The organism is Shewanella sp. M-Br, from assembly GCF_036245925.1.
GTDB classification, from domain to species: Bacteria; Pseudomonadota; Gammaproteobacteria; order Enterobacterales; family Shewanellaceae; genus Shewanella; species Shewanella oncorhynchi.
Genome location: NZ_BJBV01000005.1, coordinates 15,484 through 29,696, shown reverse-complemented (window position 1 = coordinate 29,696; position 14,213 = coordinate 15,484). Strand labels below are relative to the sequence as shown.

Genomic DNA, 14,213 nt, shown 5'->3' with positions numbered 1-14,213 from the left:
AAGTGCCCACGCTTCACAGCGTTGGCGGGCTTGCGGTTTATAGGTATACAGGGATGTTAGGCGGGAGAAAAGCGTACCCGTTAACGGGTACTAATATTCGTTAATTGCGAATAATAGTCCTTTCCTGAATTACTTAATATGAGGTATTCAGACTGAAATGAGTCACTGTCAATAAATATAAATCCATTATTAAGAAGAGATGCTAGCGTATTCTCTACTTGAATTTTTTGTGGACCTTTGAACCTTTCAATATAATCATACTTCGATAAAGCATAATTACTGCTATTTACGATGTCAGTTAGAACCTTAACTTCCAAATCATCTAATCTAGCTGATTTCCCTTTGAATTCATTAAGTTCATTTAACAAAACATCTATTGTGTGCCTTGCTTCTTCAACTTCACTTTTTAACGAGTTAAACTCATCTCCCATAGCATCTATTTCTTTATTTTTACCTTTGATAATTGCAGTGTATCGTTCCGTTTCAATTTCAATCGCTTGATTTGTATTTTTTTCTTCCGCAATTCGTTGCGACTCCAAATCACCCTTCAAGCGCCTTATTTCACTGTCATTTTTCTCTAGAAGTGTAAGTGATTCATATTTATTAGTCTGTAGCTCTTGTCTAAGAGTATCTATTTGCGCCTGACTCCAAGTTGTTTTCCCTTCACTTTCACTTTTTGCATTTATTAACTCACGCTGACCTTTAAGCCATACTTTATACAATCTCGCCTCAATAAAAGGAAGTAATAGTGTATAAAACAAAGATATAGCTAAAGGTATAAAAAACAAATGAAAATATGGTATGTGGAATGACTCTAAAAAAGGAATGTTTAAAATATCCTTTGAAATCACCAATTCTATTTCATATATCTTATATCTAGGCTCTAGTGATGAAAAAAATAAAATTACTATCCTAAAATTACAAATCAACCATGAAATAATAAAGGAACTAAATATTGGACTAGATGTTCGTTCATATAATGTTGCTTTCATAGATGTTGTTAGAGCTTGAAACATTTTAATATCTCATGTTGATTTTTTCTTAAACTACCATAAATCAACAATAAAAGAAGTAGTTAAACCTCCTACTATGTTAGTAACTCAACATTTGTAATTGACTTATTAGCAACATTGCCCTTTACAACTTTATTTGTATTCATGTCCTTCATCACATAATCCAGCGGCACCAGCTTAGCTAGTACGTTTGGACTGATATCCATTTCGGCGGCCATCATCCTGCGGTCGGCGGCGCGGCTTAGGCGGCCACAGCGAATAATGGTCGCGTTACCTAATGCGGTTTTGTCGGATTCGGCTGGTCGCTGAGTTAAAGCAAAAATAGGCGCTAGGCCACGGGCGCGGCCTTTGCGGATAACCTGCCCCCACCACGGCGGCGCTTTACTCGGGCTGGTTACGTCGGCAATTTCTTCGGCGACCACGGCGGCATTGCACCAACTAAATGCGCACTGTGCCCACACTTCAAACAGCTTAAAGTTAGTCGTCACAAAGCGCACCTTTAAAGCGCCCTTAGGGTAACGCCTGAGTAAATCGACCAGCGCGGCGGCGCTGGTCACTTTTACGATGCCGTTTAGCTCGCCGTACTCGTCAACAGGATCCCAGATAATCACCCGCGAGCACTTGAGCCGTTTAAGCTCGGCTTTCACATAACTGGATTTGGCCGAACCCGTTGCCCCACACACGACGCGCACATCAGCCTTGCGGCTAACATCAACCCGCTTTTTCGGTGGTCTGCTCATCGTTTTTTACCTCTTTTTCGGCATGGCGTGGTGTTTTGAAGCGCGGCGCGAGAATCGCCCCTGTGATGATTAGCGCGTTGAGTTCAACCCCAAACGCGCCCGCACCTTCGGGGAAATACTTGTCGATAAGTGCACCGTAACTTTCAGCGAGGGCTTGTTGTTCTTCGGGCGCAATATTCCAATTGGGTGCAAAGGCCATGCAAGCAAGGCCGATAATCGGCGCGATTAACTCGGCACCCGATACGTGCGCGGCTTCGACAGCTTGATAGCCTTGGGCGTTGGCGGGTATGTCGCCGCCTTCAATTTGTTGAGCTGCGGCAAGTGCGGCATCAAACTCGCTAAAGTGCTCGGGTTCGACGTTGGTGAGGTCATCTTCTGGCAGTTGGTCAGGATGTGTCATGGTTTCCCCTTGGGACTGTTACGGCATCACGCCGTTAATGGGCTTTATGAACTGGCTTTAACCGATTAGCCACTTCACAAAGCTTGGCTTTTGCTCTGGCGGCGATTCTGACCCTGTAACGGGATTTTGTCCTGTGGACTCGTTAACGGGTACACGGGCGGGTATTGGCGGAATTTTTACCCCATTGAGCATGGTCGGACTCGTTACGGGTTTGGTTTTTTCGGTTTCCGTTACGGCGCTGTGTTCAGCCTTTTGCGTTGGCGACCAGATCACCGCATTCTCTAACATCCAGTCTTGACCGTTAGGCATATTGGGCTTAATCATGCCCGCCTTGCTCACATAATAAAGTTTTCCGTTAATGTCGCGGCGCACTGGGGCTTTTTCATTGCAGAACGGGCATAGGATTTCGCCTATATCGTCGTTTTTAGGTTTTCTAGCCATGTTACCCCCTTAATGACGCAGGCATAAAAGCAGCAAATACAGCCATTAACAAATTGACAAAGTGACCTTTGCGTTTAGGCGGTTGTTGCTCTGGCTCGGTTGGCTTTAGGTCGATTTTTTTCTCCGCCTTTTGACCTGGCACTTGGGTTAATTTCGGCCGCACCGCATCGCGTTGCGCATAACGGGCATTGTGCTCCGCTGCCATTTTGCGTTTATATGCTGCGTTACCCATTGATTGCCGCCTCCATTTTACTAATACGGGCTTCAAGGGCGCTCACATGGTCAATAATATCGCCAATTAATTCGTGACTCTGACTAGCGGCTTTTTTCGCTAAGGTCATGGCCTGAAACGGCATTGCCTTGTTCGCGGCTTCAATTGTCGCGCCGATATTGGTGTGTTGTTTTAGCAAGTCTTGAATTGCCATTGGTGGTACTCCTTCAGGTTTTGTTGGTGGGTTAAGATTTCTAGTTCTCGATCACTCTCAGGCGCTAACTTCTCGGCCAGCCATGCCGACCAAAGCCGCTCTTTTTCTGCAATGCGATTGCGCACAGCGCTATAAGTTGCGCGGGCGGCTTTGATGCCTTTTGTCCAAAGGCGCTTACAAATGCGGTTTTCGATAAATTCACTCTCACGGCTTAAGCCTTGCCACTGGCGAGCACCGATCGCCCAATTGAAAAACTTGGCGAGTGATTGGGCACCTTTAAAAGTGAGTTGGTAATCTTGGGCGCGAACCTCGCCCGCTTTGAGCGCGGCTTTACTGGTTTTGATTTTTTGCTCAAGCTCGGCAATGCGTTTATTGATTTTTGCGAGGGCATCGGCGCGTTTTTGCGCTTGCATCACGGCTTTATCGCGGATTGCTTTTTCGAGTGCGCCATAAGCTCGGCCAATCTCTTTGCGGATTGGCGCGGCGCGGTTGTCCAACTTGTATTTGATTTCGCCAATGATTGAGGCCATGTGCTCGGCGTGATAGCTGGCGATGGTTTCCCACGGTTCGGCGCGGGCACCTTTTGAAATGTTATAGCGGTTGCCTTTGATTTCGCCTTGGTCGGCTTTTTCGCCTTTGGTCAGATAGCCCAAGGCTTTGAGTAAATAGCCCCCTGCGGCATTGGCGCTTTTTATGCGCTGCAAGTTGGCGAATCCTTGCCCCCATAAATTTTCTATCCGCTTTGCCCAGTCATGGAACAAATACGGCTCAACCTGCCAGCGCAACAGCACATGGCAATGCGGGTTAACTTCGCCCTGTTTGTTCTTTGGCGCTTCGGCTACCCATAAATAATCCAGCTTATCGCCCATCGGCTCGACAAAATCCGTCGCGCCAATGCAATCAAAGCCGTTTTCCGTTTTTAGGACTGCCCCATCTGCAGACCAGCCGCGCTGATACATTTTGCTGGCGGCATCAAAGAAGCGCGAACACTCCGCACCAATCGTCGAATCACCGCTAATGATCCGCTCTCGGGCTTCGCTATTAAAAGTCAGGGTTAAGAACGTGGTAAACCCGCCTTTGACAGCGGCCATATAAGCGCCAGCATCTAAAATATTGCGGGCTCCGCGACTGCTTAAATCGCTGGTCACTCTATCGCCCGACTGTTGCGGCGGCGCGTCGCTCGGCGGCATGTCGGCCTGAACTCTTAACCGGTATTCGTTGGACCATGCGCGGTGGGAAACTCTGACTACTGGCGTCTTGCAGATCACCACCCCGCTTTTGTCGTGGCGAGTACTGTTGTCCATCGGCGGCAATATTTCGCCCGTTTCCAGATTTACCCGCCCGACTTTAGGCACATGGGCAACGGTATCGGGCGCTTTTTCGTAAATGTCGCGAACAATAAAACGCTCTGAGGCTTCGAGATTCACGCCAAGCGAGGCGGCAACACTGCCGTGAGCCTCGCTATCCTTGGCGCGTAAATGTTCAAGATATCGACCAATGCGGGCTTGTTTACGGGCGTTTGTCGTGGCAACTGTGTGGCCTGTCGGACTTTTGCAATCCTTGACTAGCCTAGCTTTCTCGGCCGTTGGCCGCCCTGCGGGGCTTGGGTTTTTCAGTGCCATTTCAGCAAAAAAGCTGGCATTGCGACGCATTAAATCCAGTTTTAATTTTTCGGCCGCTGCTTGCTCAAATTCAGATACAAAAATACCGCCCCTTGGGGCGGTTAAGTCTTGCGGCTCGAAGGTGAGCGGCGGCGTTTCCTCTGTTATCTCAACACTGGAAACGGGCACCCGCGCCCCCTTTATCGGTTTAGCGGTTGTCCATAATTCATTACTCCTCTGTTGTAGGGTTTTGGTCTGATTCCGTGGCAAGGCGGCGCTATTCGTCATCGTCGCCCCCCTCGCTAATGATCACATCATTAATCGGTGGCTGTTCCTGCATTAAGCGCCAGTTTGGCTCCAAGCATTCATCAAGAAAAACTTGGCTACCTATTTCGCCATAACGTGTATGTGTGTTGACGTAATCAACAAGGCTCTGAGCGTAGGCGGTTAATTGCATGAACGCCCCCTAAGCTCCGCATCTTTGGCAAGGCTCAAATATCCCTGTGCACAATCAAATGCTTGGACGGCTAATTTGATATGACCACGCAAAATGTAGCGCTCTGACATTTCAATGTATTTTTCACATTGCGACAGGAAAAACGGGACATGCGACCATTTAGGGTTAGGGTTTAGACGCTGAACGCCTTCAAAAGATGCAGCTAAAGTTGACATTGGGATTCCTCCCAAGCGCTAACTACCTCAGCAATTTTTCTCGTCAGATTGTATTTTTTTACAAGGCCGTGAAGGTGTTCAATATGCGCATGAGCGGCGACCAAGTCAGCCTTAAGCTCTGCTATTTCAGGGTGAGCACTGATATCAACCGAAAGCGTTTCAGCAAAAGCCAAACGCTGGCGCATTTCTGTGGTGATGTTCATTTGAATAATCATCTTGCACCCCCGAAAAATTTTTCTTTCAGGCGGCGGATAATTTCCGCATTCCGTTGGCGCAAAGCGTTACTGATTGGCTTAGTTAAGGCTGTGGCGTCCATCCATACGGGGACTTCAATATTTGAATTCGGTACTTTCTTGTAGCTGGTCATTTAGTCTGCTCCTGTGTTTAACCTTGTTTTGGATTTGGGCTAACTGGTCGCGTCCTACGACCAGCGCCCAACACAAGGCAGGAACATGATGTTTAATTTACTTTGAACCGTCAAATGTGCATTTGACGTATAAACTTGATTGAAACATGGACTAAAATTAGCCAACAAGGCAAGGAAATGGATTTTAGAAAATATGAACCCATCTGATTTACTCGATTTAGTTCGAGCCGCATACAGCCTCACTTCTGACTATCAGGTTTCACAGAAATTTGGTTTTTCTCGGGGTGGCGTATCATGCTGGCGAAATAACACCGCTTTTCCTAAGAATTCAGTCTTAATCCAATTCGGTAAAATCTTGCAGATAAATGCAGGGGTATTAATGCTGTATAGCCTTGAATGGCGAGAGAAAGATCCCGAAGCGAAAGCACAAATAAGCCGTCTAATTGAAGCGATAGCACATGCTAAATTCGACGACTCATTTTGTGAGGAGGTAGGTCAGTAATCAAGAAAGTGTTTCGTCGGACTACCCTTCTTAAACCTTTGAAATAAAGAACTTAACAATAATTGCAATAATGTAACGATCTATACATTGTGCGCAGCTTTGTGTCGAATCACTCTATACCTTTCAAATGATCGATTGGTTTGTTGAACGCACTCTCATGACGTTCAATTTGGCTTGTGTGCAAATATTGCGATGTAGTGTCGATACTTTCGTGGCCAGCGTCGGCTTGTACATGGGATAACGGTCTGCGGTTGATATTGATATCGTGCGTAATACCAGTGTGACGAATATTGTGGGCAGTAAGTTTGCGCATCTGCGCCGCATCTTGTGTAAAGCCATCGATTTCTATACGTTCTGCAGCCAGATTAATTATTTTTTGAATTTCGTCGCGAACATGACGAATGCCTAGATTGGCATTGAGGATACCAACATCTCGGCCGCGTCCAGCAGCTTTATGCCGTACAAACAAAGGATGATTTTCGTTTGGTCCTGGATAATCCGTTAATCCTAAAAACTGACGATATTTGACTAATGCATCGAGCAAAGCTTTTGAAATCGCAACGCTGCGTCTTTTACCACCTTTACTCAACGGAATATGAAAACTCCAGATGCCCGTTTGCTGATTACGTTTAAACTGGTTCATCACCGGCGAATAACCCGCACGTGCAGACACATCTGAAATGCGTAAATAACAGCAATAAATCAATATAACGAGGAATAAACTTCTTTGATGTAACTCAGGAAATTCTTCTGCTAGTCCAGTAACGGTCGCCATAATATATGACCACTGTAATTCAGTGAATGCGAGACTATTTTCATCTTCATGACTTTGACGCTGATATTGCCTGTTTGCTGCAAATCGACTGTGATTAAGCCAGATTTGTGCAGGATTCCGCTCACAATATTCTTCACTTGTCAGGTACGAATAAAACGAAGACAAAATGGCCATTTTTGTTTTTAACGCATTATCGCTTAACACATAAGGCTGTATTTGCCCGAGTTGTTTTTTGCCGACAAATGGTCGCCATTGCGAGTTTGGAACCCGTTCATCATGCAGTTTATCGTACTTAAACTGTGGCACATTAAAATAACCGATCAGTGCTATCGGCGGTGCTTGGCAATAATCAACGTAACGGCTCATGTCTTTGCGCGTAACTTGAATGGGAGACATTGAAACTACATCAAAACACCAATGCAGAAACGTAGTGAGTTCACTGCGATAAGCTTTATAGTTGTTTTCGTTATGCTTTTGCTCAAATAGCCAATCACTGGCATGCTCGATGACTAAGCCCGCATCAACCACCTTTTTCATGCTAATTTGGGTGATATATTGGTTAACAACACTATTGCCAACTTGTATGAATTCAAATGAGTCAAATAGCGGGATTACTGGAGGAAGTTGCATATTACATCTGAATTATAAGAGTTTCTTGTATGATAATACTTAAACGCAAATGCCGATAATGTTATTTATCGGCATCAAGATATGTCAGATTTTTAGTGCAAATTGAAAATGAACATTGCTGACAAGTAATACGCTTTTTGCAACAGATCAAGCATAGCTGCCACACTTGCTGTTTCGATTGGCTATCTAAGCACGTGAAGTCAGATGCGCAGATGTGTCCATCATGTATTAGCTGTGCCAATTTATGCGCTGAAATTGATAAGTTAATTCGATTAGTCATGCCCTTTCCCTCCCTATCATTGTTTGATAGTAACAGAATACACAAATGAGAATCGTTATCAACAATGTAATTTAAGGATTGCCACTCACCTCGCTATTTTATGCAAGATTTTGCACCGCTTTGAAATGTGTCTACTACACTGATTATGTGATCATTATTTTTACTTGAATGAGGTATCGGATGCTGATTGATCTTGCAAAGAAAAACCCTCTTTTTTCCGGTAAAAAGTCTACCGAGACAACAGAGTCTGGTATTCCTTGGAAGGTATTAGTGGTCGATGATGAACCTGATGTTCATACCGTCACTAAGCTTGCCCTCTCCCGCTTTAAACTTGATGGCCGTGCCCTCACCTTTATCAATGCTTATAGTGCCGAACAAGCAAAAGAATTACTCAATCAAGAACATGACATCGCCATTGCCTTTATTGATGTTGTCATGGAAAGTGACCATGCAGGGTTAGAACTAGTAAAGTGGATACGTGAAGAATTACTGAATAAAACCACTCGATTGATCTTACGTACAGGCCAGCCAGGGCAAGCACCTGAAGAAGACGTTATCGTCAATTACGATATTAATGATTACAAAGCAAAAGCTGAACTGGATTCCCGTAAGCTGATGACCAGCGTCTACTCAGCCCTTCGCTCTTATCGCGATATCATGGAAATCGAGCAAGCAAGGCGCACCCAAATAAATCACCGTAAGGGCTTAGAAAGAGTACTAGAAGCCACCTCAGGATTATTTGAACTGCGCACCCTACATAAATTCGCCGATGGGCTACTGACTCAAGTGGCCACTCTACTTAATCTCGATTCAGAAACGCTACTGCTGACTTGTAATGCAATTGATGCGATTAGTGGTCATGTTGAACCTGTCAATATAGAAATCCTTGCTGGTACTGGCCAATTTGCTAATAAATCCCACATTACGCAACTACCTGAACATATTGATCGTCTACTGCGCAGTGCGCTCACCCAACAGCGGTGCCTTTATGAAGACAATTGTTTTATCGGTTACTTTCCCACCAAAGGCGGTTTAATCAATCTACTTTATATGGATGGTATTGATAGAATTGATGATCTTGATAAGAAACTCATTGATATTTTTGCCATCAACGTGGGCATAGCTTTTGAAAATTTGCTGCTCAATCAGGAGGTGGAAGATACACAATCAGAGCTTATTTTACGTTTAGGTGATGTTGTTGAAAGCCGCTCGAAAGAAGCTGCCAATCATGTGAAACGTATGGCGGAGTATTGTTCTCAATTAGCATTACTCGCCGGTTTAAGTGAATACGAAGCCGATTTACTGCGCCGTGCCTCACCAATGCATGATATAGGCAAAATTGCGATCCCCGATGCTGTCCTACTTAAACCCGGCAAATTAGATGAAGAAGAATGGAAAGTTATGCGTCAGCACCCTATGATTGGCCATCAAATTCTTGCAAATTCTGAGCGACCAATACTAAAGGCCGCATCAATTATTGCACTACAACATCATGAAAAATATGATGGTTCTGGTTATCCTGCAAATCTAAAACAAGACGAAATTCACATTTTCTCGCGGATTGTAGCAATCGCAGATGTGTTTGATGCCCTTTCCCATGCCCGCTGCTATAAAACAGCTTGGCCTTTAGAAGAGGTTTTAGCTGAAATGCGTAAAGGGGCGGCAACACACTTTGATCCTCACTTATTACAACTCTTTATTGAAAATGTAGACATTTTTGTCAAAGTAAAAGAAAACTGGAAGGATCACTAATCTGTAATATGCCCAGTTGATGGTCTTGATGTTTAGAAAGCCATATCAAGCACTTTCAAAGATATATCAAGGCAGTTTTAACCATTGTCATCTGCGAGAAAATCAAAAACAGCCGTTTTAGTTTCACCATTAACGCTAAAACTAACAAAGCCACGCCAAACCATGTAGCCACTACTACAAGAACCGTAGACTAACTGACCGATATAAGTCATTTTGTCAGTTTGCTTCACATTTACAGGAATAACACCCATAAACATGTCTCTTCCTTCTAAGCGGATTTGCACATTAGAAATTGGCATGGAAGATAACAACTGTAATGTCAATGGCTTTTCGCTTGGTGCACTCCCTGGTGACAAGCGAAAAGTGAGCTCAACATCCCCAACTTCTTTAACACAATCCCCCTTAGAAAATTGGCAAAGTGAAGGATCAAGACTGCTTTTAAGTGTGACTTGCTTTGCATCTTCCTTACAAGCTGTGAGATTGAAGCTAAATAATGCAATAAATAAATAGGGACTCAGACGAGTTAGCACAAAGATTAACCTTATGATGCAATATGTTAACATTCTATGGCGTAGGTTGATCTAGATCAACTTTCCACACCCCTTCTTTGGTATCTTTTTTGATATGGCTCAAGTATCATTGCGAAACCTCATATTTGAGCAAAAATATGCAGGGTAACGCATTGACATCACTCAGCAACCTTAATAGGGAGGCTGAGTTTTATGTCATTTATAACAGGTAAAGCTTGTCTTTACTAAAAGTAAAAGTAATAAGCAGTGGAAGCATTATGATGAACCATTCCCAGCCAACAGGCGCTGATTACAATTACGCCATTGTCCGCCAATTTGCCTTAACCACAGTTTTGTGGGGTATTGTTGGTATGTCAGTCGGCGTATTAATTGCGGCTCAGTTAATCTGGCCTCAGCTGAACTTTGACACTCCTTGGTTAACGTATAGTCGCTTGCGACCATTACACACCAATGCGGTGATCTTCGCGTTCGGTACATCAGCCCTTTTTGCAACATCCTATTATGTCGTACAACGCACCTGTCAAACCCGACTATTTGCACCTAAGTTAGCCGCATTTACGTTTTGGGGATGGCAAGCCATCATTCTGTCAGCAGCTATCTCTTTACCAATGGGTTTCACCCAAGGAAAAGAATACGCTGAATTAGAATGGCCTATCGATATCGCAATTACTATCGTTTGGGTGTCCTACGCTATCGTGTTCTTCGGTACTATTATCAAACGAACAACTTCGCATATTTATGTGGCGAACTGGTTCTTTGGTGCCTTTATTATTACCGTTGCCGTACTACACATAGTTAACTCTATGGCAGTACCAGTCAGTCTGTTCAAGTCATACTCTCTGTATAGCGGCGCTGTCGATGCTATGGTGCAGTGGTGGTATGGTCACAACGCTGTAGGTTTCTTATTAACCGCAGGCTTCTTGGGGATGATGTATTACTTCGTACCTAAGCAAGCAGGTCGTCCTGTGTACTCTTACCGTCTTTCTATTGTCCACTTTTGGGCACTGATCGCACTGTATATCTGGGCTGGTCCTCACCACTTACATTACACAGCTTTACCTGACTGGACTCAGTCTTTAGGTATGGTGATGTCACTGATCCTATTCGCACCTTCTTGGGGCGGTATGATTAACGGTATCATGACCTTGTCTGGTGCTTGGCATAAACTGCGTACTGACCCTGTGTTACGTTTCTTAGTTGTTTCTCTGTCTTTCTACGGTATGTCTACCTTTGAAGGCCCTATGATGGCAATTAAGACAGTTAACGCGCTATCACACTATACAGACTGGACTATCGGTCACGTTCACTCCGGCGCGCTAGGCTGGGTTGCAATGGTGTCAATCGGTTCTCTGTATCACTTGATCCCTGTATTGTTCGGTCACGGCCGTATGTACAGCATCAAGTTAATTAACGTCCATTTCTGGTTAGCAACTATTGGTACTGTGCTTTACATCGTCTCTATGTGGATTTCAGGTGTAATGCAAGGTCTGATGTGGCGCGCAGTGAATGCTGACGGTACTTTGACTTATAGCTTTGTTGAAAGTCTGGAAGCTTCTTATCCTTTCTACTTCGTACGTTTCCTTGGCGGTTGTTTCTTCCTGACCGGTATGCTGATCATGGCATATAACGTGATCCGTACTGTGAAAGCCTCTAAAGATTCATTGCCAGCATTGGCTGAACCAACAGCGGCTTAAAGGAGCAAACTCGATGAAATTTAATCATGAGATAGTTGAAAAAAACATCGGTTTGTTAGCGATTTTTACTGTTATCGCTATCAGCTTCGGTAGTCTCGTTGAAATCACACCGTTGATTTTTCAAAAAGATACGACTGAGCCAGTTGAAGGTTTAAAGCCATACACTGCCCTGCAAATTGAAGGTCGTGACATCTATGTTCGTGAAGGTTGTTATAACTGTCACAGCCAGATGATCCGTCCTTTACGTGCAGAAACTGAACGTTATGGTCACTACTCTGTCGCGGGCGAATCAGTTTGGGATCATCCATTTCAATGGGGTTCTAAGCGTACGGGTCCTGATCTTGCACGTGTTGGCGGTCGTTATAGCGATAAATGGCATGAAGTTCACTTAATCGATCCTCGTGCTGTAGTTCCTCAATCGAATATGCCAGGGTTCCCATGGTTAGCCGAAAACAAGTTAGACGGCAAACTAACGGGTGACAAGATGACTATCCTACGTAACCTGCATAAAGGCGGTTACAAAGGTAATGATCTTTATACCGATGAAGAAATCGCAGGCGCACAGCAAGCTGTTGCGGGTAAGACAGAAATGGACGCCTTGATTGCATATCTTCAGTCTTTGGGTCACGCACTCAAATAAGGAGGCAATATATGGATTACGGCACATTACAAGGCATTTTAACCATCATTGTGATGCTGACCTTCGTCGGTATATTTGCTTGGGCATATAGCTCGCGTCGTCAAAAATCATTTGATGAAGCAGCTAACCTTGTGTTTTCCGATGAGGAAGTCAACAAGGTATCGAAGGACTCAGGAGAGAATAAGTGATGAGTAGCTTCTGGAGTGTTTGGATTACTGTACTCTCGTTAGTCGTGATCGCGGGTTGTTTTCTATTACTGCGTGTGTGTTCTAAGAACACCACTGACGTAAAAGAAGGCGAATCCATGGGTCACAGTTTCGACGGTATTGAAGAACTCAATAACCCACTGCCAAAATGGTGGAGTTATATGTTCTATATCACTATCGTGTTTGGCTTGATCTATTTGGCCTTATATCCTGGTTTAGGCAACTACAAAGGCCTATTAGGCTGGAGCAGTGCGAACCAAAGTATTGGTACTGAACAGGGGATTAAAGCCGATTCTGCTGCCGCGGTTGAGTTAGCCGCAAAAGAAGGTCGCTGGGTGCAATATGATCAGGAAGTGAAGCACGCCGATGACAAATATGGCCCAATCTTCGCGGCTTACTTGGCAACACCACTAGAAGAATTAGTGAAAAACCAAGAAGCGTTGAAAGTGGGTGGCCGTTTGTTCCTGCAAAACTGTGCTCAGTGCCATGGTTCTGATGCACGTGGTAGCAAAGGCTTCCCTAATCTTACCGATGGTGACTGGTTATATGGTGGTGAATTAGCCACGATTAAGACCACTATCATGGCAGGTCGTCATGGCATGATGCCACCCAAAGGTGGTTTGCCAATCGAAGATAGCGAGATTGCTGGTTTAGCTGAATACGTTGTTAAATTGTCTGGTCGTGAGCATGACGAGAAACTCGCTGCCCAAGGTCAAGGCTCATTCATGAAAGGTTGTTTCGCGTGTCATGGTATGGACGCTAAAGGCAACAAGTTTATGGGTGCTCCTAACTTAACTGACGATGTTTGGTTATATGGCGGTAGCCGTGGCATGATCGAAGAGACCATTAAACATGGTCGCGCAGGTGTGATGCCAGCGTGGAAAGACGTTCTCGGTGAAGAGAAAGTTCACGTCATTACAGCTTATGTTTATAGCTTGTCAAACAAGTAATTAGGTATAAGTAACACTAAGGCCTCGAAGACTTCGAGGCCTTTTTTTTTAAAGTGCTAAAACCGGCTTTTAACGGTAAAATGGCGCAAATTTTTTGAATGGGTATCTGACATGAGCGAACAACAAGCCTGGTATAAGCAATTCTGGCCTTGGTTTTTAATTATTCTTCCTTTATGTGCCGTCGTCGCAAGTTTTACCACGCTAAAAATTGCCCTTACGAACTCGGACTCTTTAGTCGCCGAGGATTACTACAAAGATGGCAAAGCCATTAATATGGACTTAAGTAAAGTGAAGTATGCCAAACAAATAGGCATGAATTTTTCACTCGATCAAGCTAATAATGAGATTTTACTGACGCAGCAAGGGGGACCTGCATATCAAGCCGCCTTGAAAGTCGAGTTCTATCATCCAACCATTGCCGACAGAGATATGAAACTCACTGCGACGGCCGATGCCAGCAATGTGTATCGCATTACCATCCCTACTACCCTAACCGGCCCTTGGGAAGTTCGCCTCGAAAGTTACGACGGTAAATGGCGAATTCACCAACGCGTTGAATTAAAAGATCACGTCCAACTTTGGCTGAATTGATTGT

The 14,213-nt window shown here is 44.4% G+C and carries 21 protein-coding genes; 7 read left to right on the top strand and 14 right to left on the bottom strand.

Annotated features, from left to right (window positions below):
* Positions 1-80 precede the first annotated feature (80 nt).
* The 11 genes from AAA952_RS05160 to AAA952_RS05110 form a co-directional block, all read right to left on the bottom strand.
* A complete protein-coding gene (locus tag AAA952_RS05160) occupies positions 81-1,016 on the bottom strand; it encodes a hypothetical protein (protein ID WP_338255021.1) in 936 nt (311 codons plus the stop codon).
* Positions 1,017-1,087: 71 nt separating this feature from the next.
* A complete protein-coding gene (locus AAA952_RS05155) occupies positions 1,088-1,753 on the bottom strand; it encodes a hypothetical protein (protein ID WP_338255018.1) in 666 nt (221 codons plus the stop codon).
* The gene (locus AAA952_RS05150; protein WP_338255016.1) at positions 1,725-2,153 is read right to left on the bottom strand and encodes a hypothetical protein; all 429 of its coding nucleotides are present in this window, start codon (positions 2,151-2,153) and stop codon (positions 1,725-1,727) included. Before AAA952_RS05150 ends, AAA952_RS05155 begins: the two co-directional genes overlap by 29 nt.
* A gap of 57 nt (positions 2,154-2,210) precedes the next feature.
* Positions 2,211-2,594 (bottom strand): hypothetical protein, encoded by a 384-nt coding sequence (locus AAA952_RS05145; protein WP_338255014.1) that lies wholly within the window; start codon positions 2,592-2,594, stop codon positions 2,211-2,213.
* 1 nt (position 2,595) lies between these two features.
* Entirely contained in the window at positions 2,596-2,826 is a 231-nt protein-coding gene (locus AAA952_RS05140; RefSeq protein WP_338255012.1) for a hypothetical protein, read from the bottom strand.
* On the bottom strand, positions 2,819-3,019 hold the full coding sequence (locus tag AAA952_RS05135; RefSeq protein WP_338255008.1) for a hypothetical protein: 201 nt from the start codon (positions 3,017-3,019) through the stop codon (positions 2,819-2,821). Before AAA952_RS05135 ends, AAA952_RS05140 begins: the two co-directional genes overlap by 8 nt.
* The gene (locus AAA952_RS05130; protein ID WP_338255005.1) at positions 2,998-4,908 is read right to left on the bottom strand and encodes a rolling circle replication-associated protein; all 1,911 of its coding nucleotides are present in this window, start codon (positions 4,906-4,908) and stop codon (positions 2,998-3,000) included. The genes AAA952_RS05135 and AAA952_RS05130 overlap by 22 nt, the downstream gene beginning before the upstream one ends.
* Positions 4,898-5,077 (bottom strand): hypothetical protein, encoded by a 180-nt coding sequence (locus tag AAA952_RS05125; RefSeq protein WP_219250736.1) that lies wholly within the window; start codon positions 5,075-5,077, stop codon positions 4,898-4,900. The genes AAA952_RS05130 and AAA952_RS05125 overlap by 11 nt, the downstream gene beginning before the upstream one ends.
* Positions 5,068-5,292, bottom strand: a complete 225-nt coding sequence (locus tag AAA952_RS05120) for a hypothetical protein (protein WP_198573985.1) — start codon at positions 5,290-5,292, stop codon at positions 5,068-5,070. The genes AAA952_RS05125 and AAA952_RS05120 overlap by 10 nt, the downstream gene beginning before the upstream one ends.
* Complete coding sequence (locus AAA952_RS05115; protein ID WP_198573986.1) at positions 5,280-5,507, bottom strand: hypothetical protein; 228 nt, start codon at positions 5,505-5,507, stop codon at positions 5,280-5,282. The genes AAA952_RS05120 and AAA952_RS05115 overlap by 13 nt, the downstream gene beginning before the upstream one ends.
* Positions 5,504-5,659: a hypothetical protein gene (locus tag AAA952_RS05110; RefSeq protein ID WP_219250734.1), complete on the bottom strand. Its 156-nt coding sequence runs from the start codon at positions 5,657-5,659 to the stop codon at positions 5,504-5,506. The genes AAA952_RS05115 and AAA952_RS05110 overlap by 4 nt, the downstream gene beginning before the upstream one ends.
* A 193-nt stretch (positions 5,660-5,852) precedes the next feature.
* Between AAA952_RS05110 and AAA952_RS05105 the strand changes: the two genes are divergently transcribed.
* On the top strand, positions 5,853-6,161 hold the full coding sequence (locus AAA952_RS05105; RefSeq protein WP_063882988.1) for a hypothetical protein: 309 nt from the start codon (positions 5,853-5,855) through the stop codon (positions 6,159-6,161).
* Between the two features lie 109 nt (positions 6,162-6,270).
* On the opposite strand, the gene AAA952_RS05100 is transcribed toward AAA952_RS05105, so the two are convergent.
* Positions 6,271-7,566, bottom strand: coding sequence for a tyrosine-type recombinase/integrase (locus AAA952_RS05100; RefSeq protein WP_338254996.1), 1,296 nt, complete (start codon positions 7,564-7,566; stop codon positions 6,271-6,273).
* A gap of 61 nt (positions 7,567-7,627) precedes the next feature.
* Positions 7,628-7,846 (bottom strand): hypothetical protein, encoded by a 219-nt coding sequence (locus AAA952_RS05095; RefSeq protein ID WP_338254994.1) that lies wholly within the window; start codon positions 7,844-7,846, stop codon positions 7,628-7,630.
* A 180-nt stretch (positions 7,847-8,026) separates the two neighbouring features.
* Between AAA952_RS05095 and AAA952_RS05090 the strand changes: the two genes are divergently transcribed.
* Positions 8,027-9,598 carry a DUF3369 domain-containing protein gene (locus AAA952_RS05090; protein ID WP_338254992.1) on the top strand — a complete coding sequence of 524 codons (1,572 nt, stop codon included), beginning with the start codon at positions 8,027-8,029 and terminating at the stop codon, positions 9,596-9,598.
* Between the two features lie 77 nt (positions 9,599-9,675).
* On the opposite strand, the gene AAA952_RS05085 is transcribed toward AAA952_RS05090, so the two are convergent.
* Entirely contained in the window at positions 9,676-10,161 is a 486-nt protein-coding gene (locus tag AAA952_RS05085; protein ID WP_445190372.1) for a hypothetical protein, read from the bottom strand.
* A 224-nt stretch (positions 10,162-10,385) separates the two neighbouring features.
* Here AAA952_RS05085 and ccoN point away from each other — a divergent pair, with 224 nt between their 5' ends.
* From ccoN to AAA952_RS05060, 5 genes are all read left to right on the top strand, one after another.
* Positions 10,386-11,822 carry a cytochrome-c oxidase, cbb3-type subunit I gene (gene ccoN, locus AAA952_RS05080; RefSeq protein ID WP_028759964.1) on the top strand — a complete coding sequence of 479 codons (1,437 nt, stop codon included), beginning with the start codon at positions 10,386-10,388 and terminating at the stop codon, positions 11,820-11,822.
* 13 nt (positions 11,823-11,835) lie between these two features.
* A complete protein-coding gene (gene ccoO, locus AAA952_RS05075; protein ID WP_028759965.1) occupies positions 11,836-12,462 on the top strand; it encodes a cytochrome-c oxidase, cbb3-type subunit II in 627 nt (208 codons plus the stop codon).
* An 11-nt stretch (positions 12,463-12,473) separates the two neighbouring features.
* Positions 12,474-12,650 carry a CcoQ/FixQ family Cbb3-type cytochrome c oxidase assembly chaperone gene (locus tag AAA952_RS05070; protein ID WP_028759966.1) on the top strand — a complete coding sequence of 59 codons (177 nt, stop codon included), beginning with the start codon at positions 12,474-12,476 and terminating at the stop codon, positions 12,648-12,650.
* Positions 12,650-13,618: a cytochrome-c oxidase, cbb3-type subunit III gene (gene ccoP / locus AAA952_RS05065; RefSeq protein ID WP_113940484.1), complete on the top strand. Its 969-nt coding sequence runs from the start codon at positions 12,650-12,652 to the stop codon at positions 13,616-13,618. Before AAA952_RS05070 ends, ccoP begins: the two co-directional genes overlap by 1 nt.
* A 111-nt stretch (positions 13,619-13,729) precedes the next feature.
* Positions 13,730-14,209, top strand: coding sequence for a FixH family protein (locus tag AAA952_RS05060; protein WP_113940485.1), 480 nt, complete (start codon positions 13,730-13,732; stop codon positions 14,207-14,209).
* Positions 14,210-14,213: the final 4 nt, after the last annotated feature.

Coding starts and splice junctions, on each gene's coding strand:
- AAA952_RS05085 (WP_445190372.1), bottom strand. CDS start 10,161: ATGTTAACATATTGCATCATAAGGTTAATCTTTGTGCTAACTCGTCTG.
- ccoP (WP_113940484.1), top strand. CDS start 12,650: ATGAGTAGCTTCTGGAGTGTTTGGATTACTGTACTCTCGTTAGTCGTG.
- ccoN (WP_028759964.1), top strand. CDS start 10,386: ATGATGAACCATTCCCAGCCAACAGGCGCTGATTACAATTACGCCATT.
- AAA952_RS05090 (WP_338254992.1), top strand. CDS start 8,027: ATGCTGATTGATCTTGCAAAGAAAAACCCTCTTTTTTCCGGTAAAAAG.
- AAA952_RS05105 (WP_063882988.1), top strand. CDS start 5,853: ATGAACCCATCTGATTTACTCGATTTAGTTCGAGCCGCATACAGCCTC.
- AAA952_RS05155 (WP_338255018.1), bottom strand. CDS start 1,753: ATGAGCAGACCACCGAAAAAGCGGGTTGATGTTAGCCGCAAGGCTGAT.
- AAA952_RS05120 (WP_198573985.1), bottom strand. CDS start 5,292: ATGTCAACTTTAGCTGCATCTTTTGAAGGCGTTCAGCGTCTAAACCCT.
- AAA952_RS05100 (WP_338254996.1), bottom strand. CDS start 7,566: ATGCAACTTCCTCCAGTAATCCCGCTATTTGACTCATTTGAATTCATA.
- AAA952_RS05115 (WP_198573986.1), bottom strand. CDS start 5,507: ATGATTATTCAAATGAACATCACCACAGAAATGCGCCAGCGTTTGGCT.
- AAA952_RS05060 (WP_113940485.1), top strand. CDS start 13,730: ATGAGCGAACAACAAGCCTGGTATAAGCAATTCTGGCCTTGGTTTTTA.
- AAA952_RS05140 (WP_338255012.1), bottom strand. CDS start 2,826: ATGGGTAACGCAGCATATAAACGCAAAATGGCAGCGGAGCACAATGCC.
- AAA952_RS05110 (WP_219250734.1), bottom strand. CDS start 5,659: ATGACCAGCTACAAGAAAGTACCGAATTCAAATATTGAAGTCCCCGTA.
- ccoO (WP_028759965.1), top strand. CDS start 11,836: ATGAAATTTAATCATGAGATAGTTGAAAAAAACATCGGTTTGTTAGCG.
- AAA952_RS05070 (WP_028759966.1), top strand. CDS start 12,474: ATGGATTACGGCACATTACAAGGCATTTTAACCATCATTGTGATGCTG.
- AAA952_RS05125 (WP_219250736.1), bottom strand. CDS start 5,077: ATGCAATTAACCGCCTACGCTCAGAGCCTTGTTGATTACGTCAACACA.
- AAA952_RS05135 (WP_338255008.1), bottom strand. CDS start 3,019: ATGGCAATTCAAGACTTGCTAAAACAACACACCAATATCGGCGCGACA.
- AAA952_RS05145 (WP_338255014.1), bottom strand. CDS start 2,594: ATGGCTAGAAAACCTAAAAACGACGATATAGGCGAAATCCTATGCCCG.
- AAA952_RS05095 (WP_338254994.1), bottom strand. CDS start 7,846: ATGACTAATCGAATTAACTTATCAATTTCAGCGCATAAATTGGCACAG.
- AAA952_RS05150 (WP_338255016.1), bottom strand. CDS start 2,153: ATGACACATCCTGACCAACTGCCAGAAGATGACCTCACCAACGTCGAA.
- AAA952_RS05130 (WP_338255005.1), bottom strand. CDS start 4,908: ATGACGAATAGCGCCGCCTTGCCACGGAATCAGACCAAAACCCTACAA.
- AAA952_RS05160 (WP_338255021.1), bottom strand. CDS start 1,016: ATGTTTCAAGCTCTAACAACATCTATGAAAGCAACATTATATGAACGA.